Source organism: Leifsonia lichenia, from assembly GCF_054780215.1.
The window spans coordinates 39,642-59,675 of the sequence record NZ_BAAGWT010000003.1 but is presented as its reverse complement, the minus strand read 5'-3'; the positions used below and the strand labels follow the sequence as shown (position 1 = coordinate 59,675).

Annotated in this window: 16 protein-coding genes and 1 pseudogene; 6 read left to right on the top strand and 11 right to left on the bottom strand. The window is 69.4% G+C overall.

All coding sequences use genetic code 11. From position 1 onward, the window contains the following. The first annotated feature begins 157 nt into the window (after window positions 1-157). A complete protein-coding gene (locus tag ACYVGI_RS10065; protein ID WP_460632485.1) occupies window positions 158-1,264 on the top strand; it encodes a fatty acid desaturase family protein in 1,107 nt (368 codons plus the stop codon). 33 nt (window positions 1,265-1,297) lie between these two features. Here the strand turns inward: ACYVGI_RS10065 and ACYVGI_RS10060 are convergent, their stop codons facing one another. Continuing rightward, the gene (locus tag ACYVGI_RS10060; protein ID WP_460632484.1) at window positions 1,298-2,692 is read right to left on the bottom strand and encodes an NtaA/DmoA family FMN-dependent monooxygenase; all 1,395 of its coding nucleotides are present in this window, start codon (window positions 2,690-2,692) and stop codon (window positions 1,298-1,300) included. A gap of 46 nt (window positions 2,693-2,738) precedes the next feature. After that, the gene (gene msuE / locus ACYVGI_RS10055; RefSeq protein WP_460632483.1) at window positions 2,739-3,359 is read right to left on the bottom strand and encodes an FMN reductase; all 621 of its coding nucleotides are present in this window, start codon (window positions 3,357-3,359) and stop codon (window positions 2,739-2,741) included. A gap of 164 nt (window positions 3,360-3,523) precedes the next feature. On the opposite strand from msuE, the gene ACYVGI_RS10050 reads away from it, so the two are divergent. From ACYVGI_RS10050 to ACYVGI_RS10040, 3 genes are all read left to right on the top strand, one after another. Further along, entirely contained in the window at window positions 3,524-4,357 is an 834-nt protein-coding gene (locus ACYVGI_RS10050; protein WP_460632482.1) for an aldo/keto reductase, read from the top strand. 155 nt (window positions 4,358-4,512) lie between these two features. Continuing rightward, window positions 4,513-4,923, top strand: a complete 411-nt coding sequence (locus ACYVGI_RS10045) for a hypothetical protein (RefSeq protein ID WP_460632481.1) — start codon at window positions 4,513-4,515, stop codon at window positions 4,921-4,923. Between the two features lie 49 nt (window positions 4,924-4,972). Continuing rightward, window positions 4,973-5,455 carry a hypothetical protein gene (locus ACYVGI_RS10040; RefSeq protein ID WP_460632480.1) on the top strand — a complete coding sequence of 161 codons (483 nt, stop codon included), beginning with the start codon at window positions 4,973-4,975 and terminating at the stop codon, window positions 5,453-5,455. Here the strand turns inward: ACYVGI_RS10040 and ACYVGI_RS10035 are convergent. From ACYVGI_RS10035 to ACYVGI_RS10025, 3 genes are all read right to left on the bottom strand, one after another. Next, a complete protein-coding gene (locus ACYVGI_RS10035; protein WP_460632479.1) occupies window positions 5,452-7,032 on the bottom strand; it encodes a long-chain-fatty-acid--CoA ligase in 1,581 nt (526 codons plus the stop codon). The genes ACYVGI_RS10040 and ACYVGI_RS10035 overlap by 4 nt on opposite strands. Window positions 7,033-7,786: 754 nt before the next feature. Then, a complete protein-coding gene (locus ACYVGI_RS10030; protein ID WP_434949071.1) occupies window positions 7,787-8,077 on the bottom strand; it encodes a winged helix-turn-helix domain-containing protein in 291 nt (96 codons plus the stop codon). A gap of 5 nt (window positions 8,078-8,082) precedes the next feature. Continuing rightward, complete coding sequence (locus ACYVGI_RS10025; protein WP_460632478.1) at window positions 8,083-8,712, bottom strand: hypothetical protein; 630 nt, start codon at window positions 8,710-8,712, stop codon at window positions 8,083-8,085. Between the two features lie 64 nt (window positions 8,713-8,776). Here ACYVGI_RS10025 and hrpA point away from each other — a divergent pair. Next, window positions 8,777-12,649, top strand: a pseudogene (gene hrpA / locus ACYVGI_RS10020) (ATP-dependent RNA helicase HrpA); the annotation flags it as partial. Window positions 12,650-12,724: 75 nt separating this feature from the next. On the opposite strand, the gene ACYVGI_RS10015 reads toward hrpA, so the two are convergent. The 3 genes from ACYVGI_RS10015 to ACYVGI_RS10005 are packed head-to-tail and all read right to left on the bottom strand — an operon-like array spanning window position 12,725 to window position 15,386. Further along, window positions 12,725-13,501, bottom strand: coding sequence for an amino acid ABC transporter ATP-binding protein (locus ACYVGI_RS10015; RefSeq protein ID WP_460632477.1), 777 nt, complete (start codon window positions 13,499-13,501; stop codon window positions 12,725-12,727). After that, the gene (locus tag ACYVGI_RS10010; protein ID WP_460632476.1) at window positions 13,498-14,481 is read right to left on the bottom strand and encodes an amino acid ABC transporter permease; all 984 of its coding nucleotides are present in this window, start codon (window positions 14,479-14,481) and stop codon (window positions 13,498-13,500) included. The genes ACYVGI_RS10015 and ACYVGI_RS10010 overlap by 4 nt, the downstream gene beginning before the upstream one ends. 5 nt (window positions 14,482-14,486) lie before the next feature. Continuing rightward, entirely contained in the window at window positions 14,487-15,386 is a 900-nt protein-coding gene (locus ACYVGI_RS10005) for an ABC transporter substrate-binding protein (RefSeq protein ID WP_460632475.1), read from the bottom strand. A gap of 232 nt (window positions 15,387-15,618) precedes the next feature. On the opposite strand from ACYVGI_RS10005, the gene ACYVGI_RS10000 reads away from it, so the two are divergent. Continuing rightward, window positions 15,619-16,125: a GNAT family N-acetyltransferase gene (locus ACYVGI_RS10000; protein WP_460632474.1), complete on the top strand. Its 507-nt coding sequence runs from the start codon at window positions 15,619-15,621 to the stop codon at window positions 16,123-16,125. Here the strand turns inward: ACYVGI_RS10000 and ACYVGI_RS09995 are convergent. Genes ACYVGI_RS09995 through ACYVGI_RS09985 form a run of 3 tightly spaced genes read right to left on the bottom strand, consistent with a single transcriptional unit; the run spans window position 16,098 to window position 19,961 of the window. Continuing rightward, a complete protein-coding gene (locus ACYVGI_RS09995; protein WP_460632473.1) occupies window positions 16,098-17,582 on the bottom strand; it encodes an aromatic amino acid ammonia-lyase in 1,485 nt (494 codons plus the stop codon). The two genes, ACYVGI_RS10000 and ACYVGI_RS09995, sit on opposite strands and share 28 nt — an antisense overlap. Window positions 17,583-17,595: 13 nt before the next feature. Next, window positions 17,596-18,897: an NtaA/DmoA family FMN-dependent monooxygenase gene (locus ACYVGI_RS09990; RefSeq protein WP_460632472.1), complete on the bottom strand. Its 1,302-nt coding sequence runs from the start codon at window positions 18,895-18,897 to the stop codon at window positions 17,596-17,598. A 26-nt stretch (window positions 18,898-18,923) separates the two neighbouring features. Next, window positions 18,924-19,961, bottom strand: coding sequence for a PLP-dependent cysteine synthase family protein (locus ACYVGI_RS09985; RefSeq protein ID WP_460632471.1), 1,038 nt, complete (start codon window positions 19,959-19,961; stop codon window positions 18,924-18,926). Window positions 19,962-20,034: the final 73 nt, after the last annotated feature.

Below are 20,034 nucleotides of genomic sequence, written 5' to 3'. Positions count from 1 at the left end.
GACCGTCGCGCGGGGCGTAGGGCGGGGTGCGATGTGCGCACCATGAAGCACGCCTTCCGGTTGCCTGTCAATGGGGATGCGACCGGCATCGGCGCGCGTAGTCTTGACCTTGTACCCCAGACCCTGGCACGCACATCCAGCGAGGGACGGGGTCATCATGGCGGCACGGATCGTGGCAGCGCCGGCGGGTGCGACGCGCACGGGCGAGGCGGGCGACTACGGCGTCCTCGCCACCAGCATCAAGAGCTCCGGCCTGATGCGCAGACGCTACGGCTACTACTGGGCCAGACTCATCGCCGTGCCGGTCGCGACGTCCGCGGCCATCGCAGCGTTCATCCTGATCGGCGACACCTGGTGGCAGTTGATCGTCGCCGCGGTGTTCGCGTTCATCTTCACCCAGATCGCGTTCCTCGGGCACGACGCGGCGCACAGGCAGATCTTCCGCTCCGGCCGCTGGAACGACTGGGCGAGCCTGGTCATCGGCGACCTGTTCGTCGGCATGAGCTACGGCTGGTGGCAGCACAAGCACACGCGCCACCACGCCAACCCGAACCGTGAAGGCGTCGACCCCGACATCGACCTTCCGGTCGTCGTCGTCACTCCCGCGCAAGCGTCGGAGCGGAGGCCGCTGCGCTTCCTCGGCGGCGCAGGGGTGTGGGTGATCAGCCACCAGGGATGGTTCTTCTTCCCCATCCTTGTGCTCGAAGGTCTGTCGCTGCACGCGTCGAGCGTGCGGAGGGTGCTCGCCAGGGAACCCGTGAAGCGCCGTCCCGTGGAGATCGCGTTCCTCTCCGTGCGCATCATCGGTTTCGTCGCGCTCGTGTTCTGGGTGCTGTCCCCCGGCATCGCTGCCGCGTTCCTCGGCGTGCAGCTCGGGCTGTTCGGCGTGTACATGGGGATGTCGTTCGCCCCCAATCACAAGGGGATGCCGATCGTGCCGCACGACGCGCGCCTCGACTTCCTGAGCAGGCAGGTGCTGACCAGCAGGGACATCCGCGGCAGCAGGACGCTCGACTTCCTGATGGGCGGCCTGAACTACCAGATCGAGCACCACCTCTTCCCGTCGATGCCGAGCATCCACCTGCGGAGGGCCGCGCCGATGATCCGCGCGTTCTGCATCGAGCACGACGTCCGATACACGGAGACGGGGCTCGGCGAGTCGTACGGGATCGTGCTGCGCTACATCAACAGGGTGGGGCTGGGCGAGAAGGACCCGTTCGCCTGCCCGCTGCTGGAGCAGCGCGCGGCGATCACCGACACCTAGTGGCGCGGCGCATCCACTCGGGATGCGGGCCCGTCACGCCGTGCGCCTGGCCGCGTCCGCGACGTGCAGGTTCTCCGGCCTGGGGAGGCCGAGGTGGTCGCGGAGGGTCGTGCCGTCGTATTCGGTGCGGAACAGCCCTCGCCGCTGCAGCTCCGGCACGACCAGGGACGTGAAAGCCTCGAACTGCCCGGACAGGAACGGCGGCAGGATGTTGAAGCCGTCGACGGCGCCCGAGCCGAACCAGGCCTCCAGGTGGTCGGCGACCTCGGTTCCAGAGCCGACGACAGCGGAAGCCGGCACGGCGTGCGCCGCCAGCAGTTGCCGGTACGTCACGGGATGCTCGCCCCCGATCCGCCTGCCCGTCCTGGTCAGCACGGCCTCGAGCAGCCGCTGCCCGCCCTCGGTGAAGCGGCGGGCGACGCGCAGCGGCACCTCGTCGTCGAGCGACGGCGTCCCGAGCGGAACCCCGACGATGCCGGACAGCGCCCTGATGGTCCTGTTCGCCGGGAAGTCCGGCACCTGCGCCGCCTGGTCGTCGGCGAGCGGCACCAGCCGCAGGAGCTCGTCGTAGATCGCCTGCGCCTCGGCGGTCGTCTCCGCGACGACCGGGAGGATCGGCGTGACGACGCGCGGCCCTCCGTCCGTCCGGCCGACGGCCGCGGCCCTGGCGGTGGTCTCCGCGCGCACGGCGGCTGCGTCGTCGATCGAGGAGACGGCCACGATGAAGACGTCGGCGAGCTCCCCCGCGAGACGGCGGGCCCGCGAGGAGCCCCCGGCGTGCACGATCGGCGGATGGCCCTGCACAGGGCGAGGAGCGGTCAGCGGACCCGCAACGCGGATGTGCGCTCCCACCGCATCCGTCCTGTGCAGCAGCGCCGGGTCGATCAGCCTGCCGGACGCCCTGTCGCGCAGGAACGCGTCGTCCTCCCAACTGTCCCAGAGCAGCTTCAGCGCGCGCAGGTACTCGTCGGCCTCGTCGTAGCGCGGCTCCGCTCCGCCCAGCGGGTCGCGCCCGTGATTGGCGGCCGCGCGGGGGTCGGCGCCCGTCACGAGGTTGATGCCCGCGCGTCCACCGCTCAGCCGGTCGATGGATGCGGTCTGCCGCGCCAGCGTGAACAGGTCGTAGTATCCGGTGTTCGCCGTCGCGATCAGACCGATGCGCTTGGTGATGCCCGCGAGGTAGGAGACGGCGCTCAGCGGGTCGATGCGCGCCAGCAGGTCGGGATCGCGGAACTCGAGGTCGGCGCCTGTCGCCAGCCACTCCCCGAAGAAGAGGTAGTCGAGTTTCGCCGCCTCAGCGGTGCGCGCCGTGCGTCGGAGGATCGCCGGGTCGCGGAGCGGGTCGTTGTGCGCTCCGGGGTATCGCCAGCCGGACGGGAAGGCGCCGAGCGCACGGAACACGGCGCCGAGGATGAGCTGCCTGGTCATCGGCCGCTGCCCTCGCGGCGCGCTCTGGCTCCCGTGGCGTCCGCCATCAGCGTCCCAGGTATTTGGCGATCGACTCCGCCTCGGCCACATTGCTGCGGATGAGCGGGATGGCGCGGGCGACGGCCAGGTCGATGCGCTCGTGCAGATCGAGACTCGTGACGGCCCCGTTGGTGAAGTCGGAGTCGTTGGCGTAGATCCCGATGGGGAGCGTGAGGGCCTGGAAGAACCCGAACAGCGGCCGGAACTGGTGCTCGATGATCAGCGCGTGCCGGTCGGAGCCTCCCGTCGCGGCGAGCAGCACCGGGGTGTCGACGAGCGCGTACTGGCCGACGAAGTCGAACAGGTGCTTGAACAGCCCGGTGAAGGATGCGCGGTACACGGGGCTCGCGACCACCAGCAGGTCGGCGCTCTCGATGCGCTGCAACTCGTTCTCCACCGAATCCGGCAGTTCGTCCCTGCGCAGGGCGCCCGCGAAGTCCGGCCCGATCTCGTTGACGGCGATGAGGTGCGCGTCGATCGGAAGCTCCCTGCCGAACGACGCCAGGATCTCGCCGACGAGCGCCGTGGTCTTCGACGGCGTGTGCAGGCTGCCGGACACGGCGACCACGCGCAACGGGCGGCTGGACGGAAGCGACGACGGCGACGGGATCGACGAGAGCTGAGACATGCCTGCGACGCTAAGCCCGTGCATCCTGGAACACCAGGGCGGGCGTCATGCGGCGTAAACCTGCGGCGCAACACGGCGTCATCTGCGGGATTCAGAACCCTCGCCGCTGAATCCATCACCAACGGCGGTTGGAACAGCAGAACATCAGGGATTACCGTAGAGGAATGGTTGCAAACGCAAATATCCCCACCCTGGAACTGAACAACGGCACCGACATCCCGCAGCTCGGCTTCGGCGTCTTCCGCGTCGAGCCGACGGAGACCACCCGGATCGTCACCGACGCGCTCGAGGTCGGCTACCGCCACATCGACACCGCGGCGATCTACGGCAACGAGACCGGCGTCGGCGAGGCCATCGCCTCCTCCGGCATCGCCCGCGACGAGCTGTTCGTCACCACCAAGCTGTGGAACGACCGCCAGACGGATGCGCAGGCCGCCTTCGACGAGTCGCTGGAGAAGCTGGGCCTGGACTATGTGGACCTGTACCTCATCCACTGGCCCACCCCGGAGAAGGACACCTTCGTCGAGGCGTGGAAGTCGCTCGAGAAGATCTACGCCACCGGCCGCGCCAAGGCGATCGGCGTCTCCAACTTCCTCGTCCCGCACCTGGAGAAGCTGCTGGCCAACACGGACATCGTGCCCGCCGTGAACCAGATCGAGCTGCACCCGGCGCACCAGCAGCCCGAGGTCACCGCGTTCGCCCGCGAGCACGGCATCCACATCGAGGCCTGGGGCCCGCTCGGCCAGGGCAAGTACCCGCTGTTCGACGCCCCCGAGGTCGCCGCACCCGCAGCAGCGCACGGCAAGACGCCCGCCCAGGTCGTCATCCGCTGGCACCTGCAGACCGGCAACATCGTCTTCCCCAAGTCGAACCGCCGCGAGCGGATGGCCGAGAACTTCGACGTCTTCGACTTCGAGCTCACCGCCGACGAGGTCGCCGCCATCACCTCGATGGAGCGCGAGGGCCGCGTCAGCGCCCACCCCAACGAGGTCAACTAGCCCCGTCTCCAACGCGAACTCCGTTCGGACGGAGAATCGGCCGCTCCCTGCCCGTTCTTCCGTCCGGACGGAGTTCGCGACGGCGTGTCGCGCGCGAACTCCGTCCGACGGCGCGGAGACGAGCCGACCATCCGACGAACCCGTAGGCTCGCCGTGTGCGCATCGTGACGATCACCGGGAAGATCATCTACATCGTCGGCGGCTACGGGCTGCTGCTGGTGTTGAACGTGTTCATCTTCCAGCAGCTCGTCAACGCGACCATCGACGTCCTGATCGTCGCGATCCTCAACATCGCGTACGTGACCATCGGCGTCCGCACCTTCCGCGGGATCGAGGAGAACAGGGAGGATCCGCGCGTCTGGTGGCGCGCGACGGCCCGGCCGGCAGCCGGGTTCTGGATCGGGGCAGGGCTCGCGGTCGCCGCCGGAATCGCCCTGCTCGGCGCACTCGCCTCGAAACCGGCAGACGCGTTCGTCCCCACCGTCGCGTGCGTGGTCTACGCCGCCCTCGCCGCGTTCTACCTCCACTCCTCCTACCGGCTGCGGATGCTCGACACTGCGCCGTGACGGGTCGGCGCATCCATCGGTGCCCTCCCTGTGCGCTAGCGTCGACAGCATGACGACGCGCGAGCAGGTCGACGCACTGGCCGAGGCCCTCCTGGCCGGGAACGCCGACCGGTTCGCCGCGGTGCGCGATCGGATGTTCACGCTGATCGACGCGGCCACCGCCGACGGGCATCCGCAATCCACGGAACCCATCGCCGTCGCCTCCCCCGAGCGCGCGGACGTTCTCTGCGTGTTCGCCTGCACCTGCATCGGTGCGAGCGAGGGGCAGCCGATCACCCTGATCGCCACCAAGCTGAGCGCCGTCGCCCGCGACGAGGAGAGCACGGCGCCGACCGACGCGGAAGCGCTGGCGTTCTCGCTCGCGCTGCTCGGCGACGCCTGGTTCTCCCAGTCGCTCAGGGATGCGGCCGAGATCGCCGACCCCGCACGCCCGACCAAGGGTGTGCGGCTCTACCTCTCCGGCGACTTCCAGCCCGGCGTCCCCGAGGTGTTCAGCGACTCGGTGGTCCCGACGGTGTCCACGCTCGACTAAGAACGGGCCGCGGCCGCCTCCTCCTCCGCCTCGAACCGCGCCACCAGTTCGCGCTTCAGCACCTTCCCGCTCGGCCCGAGCGGCAGCGCCTCCAGAATCTCCACGCGCCGCGGATACTTGTATGCCGCGATGTGCTCCTGCGCGAATGCGACCAGGTCGTCGCCGTCCGCACTCATCCCCGGCATCACCGTGACGACGGCCATCACCTCCTGGCCGTGCGTCTCGTGGCTCACGCCGAACACGGCGACCATCGCGACGGCCGGATGCGTGGACAGCACCTCCTCGACCTCGCGCGGGTACACGTTGTAGCCGTTGCGCACGATCATGTCCTTCTTGCGGTCCACGATCGTGATGTAGTCGTCGTCGCTCTTCGTCCCGAGATCGCCGGTGCGGAACCATCCGTCGACCACCGCCTCCGCGTTCGCCTCCGGCAGGTGCAGGTAGCCCTTCATCAGGTTGTGCCCGCGCACCACGATCTCGCCGAGCTCCCCGCGCGGAAGCAGCTCGATCCTGTCGTCGACCTCGGCGTCGGCGATCTCCACATCCACACCCCAGATCGGCGTTCCGACCGTGCCGACCCTGGTCGGGCGGCCGCGGTGGTTGAACGAGGCGACGGGCGACGTCTCGGTGAGGCCGTAGCCCTCGTGCACGTCGATGCCGTACACCTCCTTCATCCGCTCGATGACGGCGACGGGGATGGCGGCGCCACCGGACATCCCGTAGCGCAGCGGCGGCCGCTCCTGGTTCGATTTGGCCGCTTCGAGCAGGGCGATGTACATGGTCGGCACGCCGGTCATGATCGTGCAGGCGTTGGCGTTGAGGAGGGCGAGCGCCGTCGCGCCGTCGAACTTCGGCACGAGCACGATCGCGGCGCCCGCACGGAATCCCATATTCATCACGCAGGTCTGGCCGAACGTGTGGAACAGCGGCAGACAGCCCAGGATGCGGTCGTCCGGAGTGATGTCGAGGGTGCCGGCCAGCAGCACGTTCACCTGCTCGACGAGCGAGAAGTGGCAGCCCTCCGCGCCCTTCGGCTTGCCGGTGGTGCCGGACGTGTAGAGGATGGTGGCGGTGTCGAGTGGGTCGCGGGGCACGTAGGTGTCGACGGGCTGCGCATCCCGTGCTTCGTCCTCCAGTCTGGCGAATGGCAGCTCGGCGGCCTTGTCGTCCGGCACGAGCACGGACAGGGTCTCGATCCCGGCGAGCGCTGCACCCTTCGCGCCCTCGCCGAGCAGGGGCGCTGCGCAGATCAGCAGCTTCGCCCCGCTGTCCTGCAGCACGTAGGCGATCTCCTCGGCCTTCAGCAGCGCGTGCACGGGCACGACGACCGCGCCGAGGGCGAGCACTGCGTAGTATGCGCGGGGGAAGTCCGGCACGTTCGGCAGAAGCAGGGCGACCGCGTCCCCCTCCCCGATGCCGCGCGAGCGCAGCGCTCCGGCGTAGCGGCGGGTCTGCTCCCAGAGCTCGCCGTATGCGATCTGCTGATCGCCGAAGATCAATGCGACGTTGTCCGGCATCCGGTGTGCCGTCTCTGCGAGGATGCTCGCGACCGACATCGTGGCGAAACCGTGGCTCATGCGTGTGCTCCCTGTCTCCATCGACAAAAGAACCCATTCGGGTTGCTACGAAACCTACTCCCGCAACCCCGCGCATCCCCTGCGAATCCGCGCACGGTTCGTGCGTGTCCGCGGCGGCACGACTCGTGCAACGGATGCGGTCCCGCCCGCCCGCACCGCACCTTCCGCACGAGCCGCGCCGCGGCGCGGCACCGCGGCAGGGCGGCACGAGTCGTGCGGAAAGTGCGCTGACAGCGCGCGACACCGCGCGTTTCGCACGAGCCGCGCGGCGCGGCACGGAACGGCGGCACGAGTCGTGCGGAAAGTGCGCTGACAGCGCGCGACACCGCGCGTTTCACACGAGCCGCGCACGGCGCGCGGCGCGGCGGCACGACTCGTGCAGAAAGTGCGCTGACAGCGCGCGACACCGCGCGTTTCACACGAGCCGCGCGGCGGCACGGCGGCACGAGTCGTGCAGAGACTGCGCCGACAGCGCGCCGCACCGCGCGAGTCGTGCGGCGGCACGGCGGCACGACTCGTGCGGAAAGTGCGCTGACAGCGCGCGACACCGCACGTTTCACACGAACCGCGCGCGGCGCGCGGCACGGCGGCACGAGTCGTGCGGAAAGTGCGCTGACAGCGCGCGACACCGCGCGTTTCGCACGAGTCGTGCGGCGACGCGACGGCACGAGTCGTGCAGAAAGTGCGCTGACAGCGCGCGACACCGCGCGTTTCGCGCGAGTCGTGCGCGGCGCGCGGAGCGCGGCGCGGCGGGTCAGGGCGCGAGCAGCGCGCGGAGCGCGGCGGTGTAGTCCTCGAACGCGCGGCGGCCGGTGCGGGACAGCCGCAGGTAGGTGACCGGGGTGCGGCCGCGGTGCGTCTTCTCGACCTCCAGGTAGCCCGCGTCTTCGAGCTTGCGGAGGTGGGTGGAGAGGTTGCCTGCGGTGAGGTCGAGAAGCTCCTGCAGGCGGGGGAAGGCCATGCTGTCGCCCGGCGGCATGGTCGCGAGCGTCGCCGTGATCTTGAGCCGCACGGCCGGGTGGATGACCGGGTCGAGTTCGTCCACCTGGGTCACTTCCGCACGCGCGCGACGGTGACCGCCGCGCCGACCAGGAACGCCCCGCCGCCGACGATCGCCATCACGAGCAGGTTCCACGGCACCCCGGCGAACGGTGCCGCCCCGCCGAGAGCGAGCAGGACCACGCCGATCACGAGCTGGGTCTTGTCCTGCCAGATCGCCGCACCGCCCAGGTAGAGGGCTCCGCACATGAGGGCGTACGCGCTCGGGAAGTAGAGCGAGGACAGGTCGTCGGACAGCCCATTGACCACCAGACCGATCCCGAGAGCGGCGAACGCGATGGCGCACGCGCTCCAGGAGACGCCGTAGACGATGCCGGAGAACGTGGACGGTCCGCGCATCCCCCGGCCGATGCGGGAGCCGATGACTGCGGAGGCGACGATCGAGCCGACGATGAGGACGGCGAAGACGATGCCGGCGAGCGGACCGGGGATGGTGCCGCTGAGTGGTCCTGTCGCAAGCCACAGCACGAGGTAGCCGATCAACCAGGCGAAGCCCCACACTGCGTACAGCCAGACCACCGGACGTTCGAAGTCGCGGTCGACGCGGCGCTGCTGGTCGTCGATGATGTCGAGCCTGCTGCGCGGGTCTTCGGACTTCTCGTGCTGAGATTGTGTGTCCATATCCACTTTGTAACACAAAGTAGTTTGTGAGCGCAATAGAAACTGGGGGTTTGCGCGTAGAACATGGGAGGATGGAAGGCTCATGTCTGCCACGATCACCTTTCCTCCCGAGCTGCCGGTCAGCCAAAAGCGGGACGACATCGCCCGCGCCATCCGCGACAACCAGGTGGTCATCGTCGCCGGGGAGACCGGGTCGGGCAAGACGACGCAGTTGCCGAAGATCTGCCTGGAACTCGGCAGGAAGAACATCGGCCACACCCAGCCCCGCAGGCTCGCCGCGCGCACCATCGCAGAGCGCATCGCGGAGGAGCTCGGCGAGGAGGTCGGCGCCACCGTCGGCTACCAGGTGCGGTTCACCGACCGCGTCTCGTCCGACACCCGCATCAAGCTGATGACCGACGGCATCCTCCTCAACGAGATCCACCGCGACAGGATGATCCGCAAGTACGACACGATCATCATCGACGAGGCCCACGAGCGCAGCCTCAACATCGACTTCCTGCTCGGCTACCTCAAGCAGCTCCTGCCCAAGCGGCCGGACCTCAAGGTCATCATCACCTCGGCGACCATCGATCCGGAGAGCTTCGCCGCGCACTTCGCCTCCGCGGATGGCACCCCGGCACCCATCGTCGAGGTCTCCGGCCGCACGTACCCCGTCGAGGTGCGCTACCGTCCGCTCGTCGCCGACGCCCTGACCGACGACGACAGCGACGACGAGGACGCCGATCCCGTCCCCTCCGCCGACCGCGACTACCTGCAGGGCATCAACGACGCCATCGACGAGCTGTCCCGCGAGGCGCCGGGCGATGTGCTGGTGTTCCTGTCCGGCGAGAACGAGATCCGGGATGCTGCCGACGCCGTCCGCGGACGCAACCTGCCCGGCACCGAGGTCCTCCCCCTCTACGGCCGCCTGTCGTCCGCCGAGCAGCACCGGGTCTTCCAGCCGTCGACCATGCCGGGCATCCGTCGCCGCATCGTGCTCGCCACCAACGTCGCGGAGACCAGCCTCACCGTGCCGGGCATCAAGTACGTGGTGGATGCGGGAACCGCGCGCATCAGCCGCTACAGCGTGCGCGCCAAGGTGCAGCGCCTCCCGATCGAGGCCATCTCGCAGGCGAGCGCCAACCAGCGCTCCGGCCGCTCCGGCCGCACCAGCGACGGAATCGCGATCCGCCTGTACTCGCAGGAGGACTTCGAGAAGCGTCCGGAGTTCACCGAGCCGGAGGTGCTCCGCACCAACCTCGCGGCGGTCATCCTGCAGATGATCTCGCTCGGCCTCGGAGACATCGCGGCCTTCCCGTTCCTCACCCCGCCGGACTCCCGCGGCATCAAGGACGGGCTGGACCTGCTGGCGGAACTCGGCGCCGTGACGAAGACGAAGGACGGCGACAACGCGCTCACGAAGGTGGGCCGCCAGCTCGCCCAGCTCCCCATCGACCCCCGGTTCGCCCGGATGGTCGTGGAGTCGAAGCGCCACAGCACCTCCCGCGAGGTCATGGCCATCGTCGCCGGGCTCACCATCCAGGATCCGCGCGAGCGCCCGGTCGAGCGCCGTGGCACCGCCGACGAGCAGCACGCCCGCTTCGCCGATCCGACCAGCGACTTCCTCACCCTGCTGAACCTCTGGAACTACCTGGAGGAGAAGCAGAAGGAGCTCTCGTCGAGCGCGTTCCGCCGAATGTGCAAGGCCGAGTTCCTCAACTTCCTGCGGGTGCGCGAGTGGCAGGACGTCTATCGTCAGCTTCGCCAGCTCGCCAAGCCGCTCGGGCTCACCATGGGGTCGCCGTCTGTCAACCCGGATGGGATCCACAAGTCGCTGCTCGCCGGTCTGCTCTCGCACATCGGTCTGAAAGACCTCGCCGCCTCGGGGAACAAGGGCGGCGCCAGGGGAGCCCGCTCCTCCGAATACCTCGGCGCCAGGCAGACCCGCTTCGTGATCTTCCCCGGCTCCACCCTGGCCAAGAAGCAGCCGAACGCCCTGATGAGCGCCGAGCTCGTGGAGACGAGCCGCCTGTTCGCGCGGATGAACGCATCCATCGACCCCGCCTGGGCTGAGCCGATCGCCGGCGACCTCTGCAAGCGCAGCTACAGCGAACCGCACTGGGAGAAGAAGCAGGGCGCCGTCGTCGCGTACGAGAGGGTCACCCTGTACGGCGTGCCGATCATCCCGCGCCGGCGGGTGCAGTATGCGCGCATCGACCAGGAGCTGTCGCGCGAGCTGTTCATCCGGCACGCCCTGGTCGAGGGCGAGTGGGACTCCCCGCAGGCGTTCGATCGCGCCAACCGGAAACTGCGAGCCGAACTGCGCGAGCTGGAGGAGCGCACCCGCCGCCGCGACATCCTCAACGACGACGAGGCCGTGTTCGAGTTCTACGACAAGCGCATCCCTGCCGATGTCGTCTCGACGCGCTCGTTCGAGGGCTGGTGGCGAAAGGCGAAGAACGAGACGCCCGACCTGCTGACAATGACGCAGGAGGCGCTGCTGGATTCGGACTCCGCGCCGGTCGACGACGACGCGTTCCCCCCTGTCTGGCGCCAGGGCGACCAGCAGCTCACCCTCCGCTACCGTTTCGAACCGGGAGCGGAGGACGACGGCGTGACCGTGCAGGTGCCGCTCCCCCTCCTGGCCGGGCTGCTCCCAGACGGCTTCGACTGGCAGGTTCCCGGCCTCCGGCACGACCTCGTCACCGCGATGATCAAGGCGCTCCCCAAGGCGATCCGCCGCCAGGTCGTGCCCGCCGCCGACTGGGCATCCCGCCTGCTCGGCGAACTGAGTGGCACAGCGGGGATGCACGCCCACGACGGCGAGAAGCCCGCCGCGACCCTCGCGGACACCCTCGCGGCGACGATCAGCCGGATGACGGGCTCGCGGGTGAGCGGCAGCGATTTCGAGCGGGAGCGCATCCCCGCCCACCTGTCGCCGACGTTCCAGGTGGTCGGCGAGCGCGGCCGTCCGATCGCGTCAGGCAAAGACCTGGCCGCACTCCAGGACCGCCTGCGCACCCGCGCACGGGACTCGGTGGCGCGCGTCGCCGAGTCGCGCACACCCAACGCGATCGAGCGCAACGGGCTCACGACGTGGGACATGGACGAGCTGCCGCGCTTCCTCGACAGCACCCAGGAGGGTCCTGGCGGGTCGAAGAACGTGATCCGTGCATACCCGGCACTGGTCGACGACGGCGACAGCGTGAGCATCCGGCTGATGGGCACACCGGCCGACCAGGCGAAGGCGATGCCGGGAGGGGTGCGGCGCCTGCTGCTGGCGAGCATCCCGTCTCCGGTGGCGTACGTGCAGCAGCACCTCACCGCCAACGAGAAGCTGACGCTCGCTGCGAGCCCGTACCCCAACACGAAGGCGTTGTTCGACGACTGCCTGCTCGCCGTGATCGACAGTGTGCTGTACCGGATGAAGCCGGACGGCCAGGTGTTCATGCGGGCCGAGTTCGAGGCTGTCCGCGATCGCGTCTCCGGCATCGTGATGGACTCGATGTTCAGCACCGTCGCACTGGTCACGCGCATCCTGACCGCCGCCAGAGCAGCGGAGAAGGCCATCGGCGGGGCGACCAGCCTGGTGTTCCTGTCTGCGCTCAACGACGCGAAGGCGCAGCTCGCCGGCCTGGTCTACCCCGGGTTCGTCTCCGCGACCGGCCTCGAACAGCTGCAGCACCTCCCCCGCTATCTGAACGGCATCAGCCAGCGGATCGCCGCGCTGCCGGTCAACCCCGGCCGCGACCGCGCCTGGCAGACGCAGGTGGAGACCGCCGTGGCGCTCTACACCGAGGCGGGGGGCCGCATCCCGCTCGCTCCGCACTCGCCGGAGAACATCGTGCACGCCAGGTGGATGCTCGAAGAGTTCCGCGTGAGCCTGTTCGCCCAGTCCCTCGGCACCGCCGAGTCCGCCTCCATCCAGCGTCTCCGCAAGATCCTCAGCACCTAAAAATCGAGCCGGGACTTATGCACGCGACACGCCGGGGTGGGGCGTGCATAAGTCCCGGCTCGATTGCTGCGGAGGTCAGAGCACCTTGGAGAGGAAGGCCTGGGTGCGCTGGTGCTGCGGGTTGGCGAGGACCTCGCGCGGGTCTCCCGACTCGACGACGACGCCGCCGTCCATGAAGACCAGCTCGTCGGCGACCTCGCGAGCGAAGCCCATCTCGTGCGTGACCACGATCATGGTCATACCGGATGCGGCGAGCCCCTTCATCACGTCGAGCACCTCGCCGACGAGCTCGGGGTCGAGCGCCGAGGTGGGCTCGTCGAACAGCATCAGCTTCGGGTCCATCGCCAGCGCCCGCGCGATGGCGACGCGCTGCTGCTGACCGCCGGACAGGTGCGCGGGGTAGTGGTCGCCCTTGGTGCCGAGGCCCACCCTGGTGAGCAGCTCCTGGGCGCGTGCGACGGCCTGCGCCTTCGGAACGCCCTTGACCCTGATCGGCGCCTCGATCACGTTCTCCAGCGCCGTCATGTGCGGGAACAGGTTGAACCGCTGGAACACCATGCCGATCTCGCGGCGCTGCCTCGCCGCCTCCTTCGGCTTCAGCTCGTAGAGCTTGTCGCCGTGCTGGCGGTAGCCGACCAACTGGCCGTCGACGGACAGGCGTCCGGCATCCACTCGTTCGAGGTGGTTGATGCAGCGCAGGAAGGTCGATTTGCCCGAGCCGCTCGGCCCGACGATGCACAGCACCTCGCCGGGGTTGACCGACAGCGAGATGCTTTTCAGCACCTCGTTCGAACCGAAGCTCTTCGAGACGCCGTCGGCGAGGACCATCGGGGTTACCGTTCCGTCGCTCATCCTTTACCTCCCAGGTCGTTGCCGGGCGCGCCGGCGACAGGAACGGCGCCGGTCAGCGCGGCTCCGTCGCCGCGGTCCGGCCTGCGTGCGTTCACTCCGCGCGAGAACCGGCGCTCGAGGAAGTACTGCCCCACCATCAGGATGGAGGTGAAGAGCAGGTACCAGCACGATGCGACGATCAGCAGCGGGACGGGCGTGTACGTGACGGCGGAGATGTCCCGTGCGACGCCGTACAGGTCGGTGGTCAGCGGGATGGCCGCCACCAGCGAGGTGGTCTTCAGCATCGAGATCACTTCGTTGCCGGTCGGCGGGATGATGACGCGCATGGCCTGCGGGATGACGATGCGGGTCATCGTGCGGCCCCAGCCCATCCCGAGCGCCGTCGCGGCCTCCTCCTGGCCGGAGTCGACCGACAGGAGTCCGGCGCGCACGATCTCGGCCATGTATGCGGCCTCGTTGAGCGCGAGACCGATGATCGCGATGATGAACGCATTCTGCATGAACGCGAGGTCGAAGGTCACGCCCCAGTCCGTCCACGGCACGCCGAGGAAGATCTTGGGGTAGATCAACGAGAACAGGCCCCAGAACACCAGTTGGACGTAGACGGGTGTGCCGCGGAAGATCCACAGGTAGAGCCAGGCGATCGACTTGACCACCGGGTTCGGCGACAGCCGCATCACGGCGAGGCAGAGGCCGAGGATCACGCCGATGATCATCGAGTAGACGGTCAACTGCAGGGTGACGAGCGCGGCGGCGCTGATGCGCTTGTCGAAGATGTACTTGCCGACGTACTGCCAGCCGTACGCCTCGCGCTGGGATGCGTCGATGATGAACCAGACGACCAGCAGGATGAGCACGACGGCGAAGACGATCCGCCACGGGTGCTTGAGCTTGATCGCCTTGATCGGCTCCGACGGCGGTGCGCCGGCCGGCGACGGGGTGGAACCCGTCACCGGCCGGTCCTGGTTGCCCAGGGTCATGTCACTCAGCCCTTCGAGGCGGCGTTGATGTCGGCCGTGGTGACGGCGCCGTCGGAGACGCCCCACTTGTCGAGGATCTTGCCGTAGGTGCCGTCGTCGATCAGGGACTGGACCGTCTTCTGGAGCACCTTCGTGAACTTGGAGTCCTTGGCGACCGGGAGACCGTACGGGGCGACCTCGAAGGCCTTGCCCGCCGCCTGCAGCTTGCCGCTGGACTTCGAGATGGCGTACAGGGTGACGGGCGAGTCGGCGCTGAGCGCGTCTGCCTGGCCGAGGACGACGGCGTTGGTCGCCGCATCCTGCGTGTCGAAGCGCAGCGCCTGGATGGCGGGCTTGCCCGCGTCCGTGCACGCCTTCGACTTGGCGGGGACCTCGTCGGTGTCCTCGTAGGTGGTGGCCTGAACCGCGACCTTGAGGCCGCAGGCATTGTCGGGGTCGATCGTCTTGCCCTTGGCCGACGCCCACATGATGCCGGCGGTGTAGTAGTTCACGAAGTCGACCTGCTTCTCACGCTCGGTCGTGTCGGTGAACGACGACATTCCGAAGTCGTCCTTGCCTCCGACGATGCTCGGGATGATGTTGTCGAACTTGGCGATGGCGTAGTTGATCTTGAGTCCGAGCTTGGCGCCGATGGCGTTGGTCAGCTCGACCTCCCAGCCGGCGGGCTGGCCGCTGTCGTCCTTGTACTCGTTCGGCGGGTACGTGTTGTCCATGCCGACGGTGAGCACGCCGGCTTTCTTGATGTCGGCGGGCAACTGGCCGGCGAGGGCGTCGTCCTTCTTCACGCCGGACGCGCTCGACGGTGAGCTGCTGTCGGCCGGAGTGGAGTTGTCGACACAGCCGCTGAGCGCAAGCGCTGCCACGGCGGCGATGGCGGCCACGGAGGCCACGGATCGGATGCGCATGATGGTGTTCGTCCTTCTTCCTGTGCAGGGGATGCAGGTGCGGGTGATGGGAGCATACCTCAGCCGCGGGGCGGTTCATTCACACTAATTCACGCGTGCGACGCAGTTTTTCACGGAGATTTCGTACAGGTTTCGGGATTTATTGCACTGAATCCGCAGTCTGACACACTTAACCACGACGAAGACGGGACCGGTGATGCACGAGACGTGCCCGCCGGGATATCGTCGTTTGGTGACCGAACACACTGCCGACATCGCCGCCTCCGCCGTCGTGCTCGTGACGACCCCGGACGACGCCCTCGCCGCTCCCCTGGTCGCAGAACTGTCGCGGGAGTACGACGAGCGCTACGGGATGAACGACGGCATCCCGTCCTCCGTCGAGCTGTCCCGCTACCCGGCCGAACGCTTCAGCGCCGAACACGGGGGCACGTTCATCCTGCTGCTGGCGGACGGGGAGCCCGTGGCGGGCGGCGCGTTCATGAGAGAGGACGACGCGACCGTCGAGGTGAAGCGGGTCTGGACGCACTCCGGGTACCGCCGTCGCGGGCTCGCCAGGCGCGTCATGGCCGAGCTGGAGGCGGAGGCGGCACGGCGCGGTATCCGGAACATCGTCCTGACCACCGGCGCCCGGCAGCCGGAGGCGGTCGCGCTGTACCTCTCCCTCGGCTACGAGCCGCTGTTCGACATCGACGACGACTGGGAGGTCGTCTCCTACCTGGCGTTCCGCAAGACGCTCTGAACGGCCTCCACGAGCCGGGCAGCGGGCAGATCGTCGCCGATCAGCGCGGCGATGGACGCCTGGAGCGGGCCCGTTCCCTCTCCCGTCGCCGTCGCCGTCGCGCCGGCGACGCCGAGCAGGTCGGTCGCGTGCAACGCCTCGATGGCGAGCACCTCGCTCGTGAGCGCGAGTGAGCGCTGTGCGAGCTGGAGGGCGACAGGCGCGAGCGTCGCGTGGTCCTCGACGCCGGAGAGCGTGGTGATGCCGAGCGTCACCGGGGCAGCGAGCTGGCGAAGCTCGGCGACCGCCGCCGCAGCCGAGTAGAGCAGCAGGCCGGGGATGCGCGTCTCTCCCGCCGCGCGCGACGGCGCGAGGGCGAGCGAGTGCGCCGCCGTCCGCCGCTCGGACGCCGATGCGACATGCGCGAGCACCAGCCGCAGGTTCTCGAACGCGAGTGCGAGCGGCAGCGCCTGGAAGTTTCCGCCCGACACCATCCGGCCGCTCGGCACGTCGACCAGCGGGTTCTCGCTGCGCGCAGCGAGTTCGAGGTCCAGCTCGGCGCGCAGCCGCTCGACGGCCTCGCGCAGCGCGCCGTTGAGCTGTGGGGCCGTGCGGAACGCCAGAGGGTCCTGCACGCTCACCGTGCGTCCTGGGCGTTCCAGGGCGCCGCCCGCGACCGCATCCCGGATGCGGGCGGCTGAGGCCCGCTGACCGGCCCCGCCTCTCGCGTCGGCCACGACGGCGCTGTACGGGCTGAGGTTGCCGGCGGGCGATGCCGCGCCGACCGCTTCGAGCGAGAGCGCGACGGTCAGGTCGGCGGCCTCGGCGAGCGCTGCCGCGTCGGAGGCGGTCAGCGCGCCGACGCCGATGCTGTACGCGTTCGCGCTCAGCACGGCGAGTCCCTCGTGCGGGGCGAGAGCGAGCGGGGAGAGGCCTGCCGCGGCGAGCGCTTCGGCGGCAGGACGCGGCGGACTGTCTCCCTCGCCGAGCACCGACCCGTCTCCGGTGACCACCGCCGCGATCTCGGCGAGCACGGTCAGGTCGGCCGCCCCCACCGATCCGCGTCGCGGGACCACCGGATGCACGCCGCCGTCGAGCAGCGCGGCGTACGTCTCCGCCAGCTCCGGCCGGACCCCCGCGCCGCCGCGGGTGAACCCGGCGAGGCGCGCGGCGATCACGGCGCGCACCTCGCGCGCCGCCAAGGGTTCCCCCGTGCCGCCGCGGTGGTTGGCGATGGTGCGCCGCTGGAACTCTGCGAACTCTGCCGGGTCGACCGCCGCATCCCGGCCCGCGCCGAGTCTGCGGTTGAGGCCGTAGACCGGCTCGCCGGCCTCGATGGCGCGGTCGACCACCGCGCGTGAGGCGGCCAGCACGGCCAGCACCTCGGCGGAGAACTCCACCTGCGCCCCGTCCGCGATGGCGACGATGTCGTCCGTCGTCGGCGCTGCCGACGTGAGCCTGATCCTCTCGCGCGCCATCAGAGCATCCCCGTCAGAACGCGAGCAGGTTCTGCCGGAGCCCTGCTCCGCCGAACTCCGTGCGGATGAGCCCGCGGCGGCGGAGGGCGGGCACGAGCGCGTCGAGCGTGCGGTGCACGTTCGCGGGGTGCACCTGACCGGTGAACAGGAAGCCGTCGCCGCCCACCGCAGCGCCGAGCTCGCCGAGGTGGTCTGCGATCTCATCGGCGGTGCCGATGATCGCCAGGCCGTCTTTGCGCGCTCTGGTCTGCAGGATCTCGCGCAGCGTCGACCCTTCTGGTGCGGACTTCACGAAGTTGTCGAGGGTGCCCTGATTGCTGTTCGTGCTCAGCTCCGGCAGCGGCGCGTCGAGGTCGAACGTCTTGAAGTCGACGCCGCTCAGGTAGGAGATGGACTGCAAGGCCTCGTCGATGGCCGCCTGCGTGAGCTCCGCCCTGGCCGCCCTGACGCTCGCGGTCTCCTCCGCGTTCGCCGTGACGATCGGGTTGACGACGAACAGCACCTTGATCGAGTCCGGGTCGCGCCCTGTGGATGCGGCGACCTCGCGGATGCTGTCGCGATACTCCCGCATCCGTTCCTCTGTGGAGGCGAGCGCGAGCACCACGTCCGAGTTCTTGCCCGCGAAGTCTCGGCCCCGGCCGGAGGCGCCCGCCTGCACCATCACCGGTTCGTCGGCGGCCGGTGCCGTGTTGAGCGGGCCGCGCACCTGGAAGAACCGGCCGTCGTGGTCGATCGTGTGCACTTTGCGGAAGTCGGCGAACACGCCGCGCTCCGTGTCCTCGACGATGGCGTCCGGCTCCCAGCTTCGCCAGAGCTTGCGGACCACATCCACCCACTCGTCCGCCCTGTCGTAGCGGAGGTCGTGGTCGACCTGCTTGTCGAGGCCGTAGTTCTGTGCCGCCAGGTCGGAGCCGCTGGTGACGACGTTGAAGCCGAGGCGTCCTCCCGCGAAGTGCTGCAGCGTCGACAGCAGCCGGGCGGCAGTGAACGGCTCGTAGAAGCTGGCGCTGAGCGTCGGCACGATGCCGAGGTTGCTCGTCGCCCCGAGCAGGTACGGCACGAGCGGCAGCGGGTCGTGCTTGGGCACGAAGCGGGCGGCGGACAGGTTGACCTCCGCCGTGCCGCCGTAGGTGTCCGGCACGGCGACGCCGTCCTCGATGATGAACAGGTCGAACCCGCTCGCCTCGAACACGCGAGCAGCGTCCTGGTACACCTGCGGCTGCTTCCAGTCGTAGCCGATGCCGTAGCTGGGGTCGCCCCAGCCTTGAACGCCGAAGCCTGCGCCGAGGAACCAGCCGAAGTGGAGAAGACTCATGGGTGCTTTCTGTCTGTGTCGAGCGGTCAGTCGCCGAGCCCGGCGGCGGCCAGCCAGCCGGGGTCGAACGCCTTCGTGAGGTAGTTGATGCCGCCGTCGGGGGCGATGGCGACGACGACGGACCCCGGCCGTGCATCCTGTGCTGCCCGCAGCGCGACGGCCACGGCCAGCCCGGACGACGGCCCGAGCAGCAGCGCTTCCTCGGCGGCGAGCCTGCGCACGGTCGCGTAGACCGCGCGGTCGTCGACCGTCTGCACCTCGTCGAGCACATCGGAGTCGAACGTGTGCGGCCACCACTCCCGCGGCCAGGCGGAGCCGACCCCGTCGACCAGGATGCGGCCGGGGGCGCCACCGGCGTACGTCGATCCCACCGGGTTCGCGCCGATCACGCGCACGGCGCCCGCGCTCACATCCTTGAGGTAGCGTCCCGTGCCGCTGACAGTGCCTCCGGTGCCGATGGATGCGACGAAGTGCGTGACCGTGCCCGCCGTCTGCCGCCAGATCTCCGGGCCCGTGCCCTGATAGTGCGCGGCGGGGTTCGCGGCGTTCGCGAACTGGGCAGGACGCCACGAGCCGGGCGTCTGGGCCGCGATGCGGTCGGCGACCGCGCGCGGATTGGCCGGGTCGTCCGGACCCGCCTCCCAGTCGGCGACGACCAGCCGCGCGCCGTACGCGCTCAGAACCGTCCGCTTCTCGTCGGAGATGTCACCCGCGTGCACGATGACCACCGGATGCCCGGTCAGCCGGCCGATGAGGGCGAGCCCGATGCCGGTGTTGCCGCTCGTCGCCTCGACGATCGTGCCGCCCGGCGCGAGCGAGCCGTCCGCCTCGGCGGTGCGGATCATGTTCAGCGCGATGCGGTCTTTGGACGAACCGCCGGGGTTGCGTCCTTCGAGCTTCACGAAGACCCGGGATGCGAGGCCGCGCGTCAGGGACCGCAACTCCACCACCGGCGTGTTGCCGATGAGGGACGCAACGGAGTCGAACACCTCACCGGACGCGGCCAGCGTGTCGGCGGGCGCCGCGACGAGCGAGCCTGTCTGGTGCGCATCCACGGTGGTCATGCAGAGACACTAGGCGCGCATCGCGTGCCGGTGGGCGGCTGTTGCCGACTGTTACGTCACACGCCGTAGCATC

Excerpts from the sequence above, each read along its gene's own strand:
- ACYVGI_RS10065 (WP_460632485.1), top strand. The coding sequence starts at position 158 with ATGGCGGCACGGATCGTGGCAGCGCCGGCGGGTGCGACGCGCACGGGC.
- ACYVGI_RS10060 (WP_460632484.1), bottom strand. The coding sequence starts at position 2,692 with ATGACCAGGCAGCTCATCCTCGGCGCCGTGTTCCGTGCGCTCGGCGCC.
- msuE (WP_460632483.1), bottom strand. The coding sequence starts at position 3,359 with ATGTCTCAGCTCTCGTCGATCCCGTCGCCGTCGTCGCTTCCGTCCAGC.
- ACYVGI_RS10050 (WP_460632482.1), top strand. The coding sequence starts at position 3,524 with ATGGTTGCAAACGCAAATATCCCCACCCTGGAACTGAACAACGGCACC.
- ACYVGI_RS10040 (WP_460632480.1), top strand. The coding sequence starts at position 4,973 with ATGACGACGCGCGAGCAGGTCGACGCACTGGCCGAGGCCCTCCTGGCC.
- ACYVGI_RS10035 (WP_460632479.1), bottom strand. The coding sequence starts at position 7,032 with ATGAGCCACGGTTTCGCCACGATGTCGGTCGCGAGCATCCTCGCAGAG.
- ACYVGI_RS10025 (WP_460632478.1), bottom strand. The coding sequence starts at position 8,712 with ATGGACACACAATCTCAGCACGAGAAGTCCGAAGACCCGCGCAGCAGG.
- ACYVGI_RS10015 (WP_460632477.1), bottom strand. The coding sequence starts at position 13,501 with ATGAGCGACGGAACGGTAACCCCGATGGTCCTCGCCGACGGCGTCTCG.
- ACYVGI_RS10010 (WP_460632476.1), bottom strand. The coding sequence starts at position 14,481 with ATGACCCTGGGCAACCAGGACCGGCCGGTGACGGGTTCCACCCCGTCG.
- ACYVGI_RS10005 (WP_460632475.1), bottom strand. The coding sequence starts at position 15,386 with ATGCGCATCCGATCCGTGGCCTCCGTGGCCGCCATCGCCGCCGTGGCA.
- ACYVGI_RS09995 (WP_460632473.1), bottom strand. The coding sequence starts at position 17,582 with ATGGCGCGCGAGAGGATCAGGCTCACGTCGGCAGCGCCGACGACGGAC.
- ACYVGI_RS09990 (WP_460632472.1), bottom strand. The coding sequence starts at position 18,897 with ATGAGTCTTCTCCACTTCGGCTGGTTCCTCGGCGCAGGCTTCGGCGTT.
- ACYVGI_RS09985 (WP_460632471.1), bottom strand. The coding sequence starts at position 19,961 with ATGACCACCGTGGATGCGCACCAGACAGGCTCGCTCGTCGCGGCGCCC.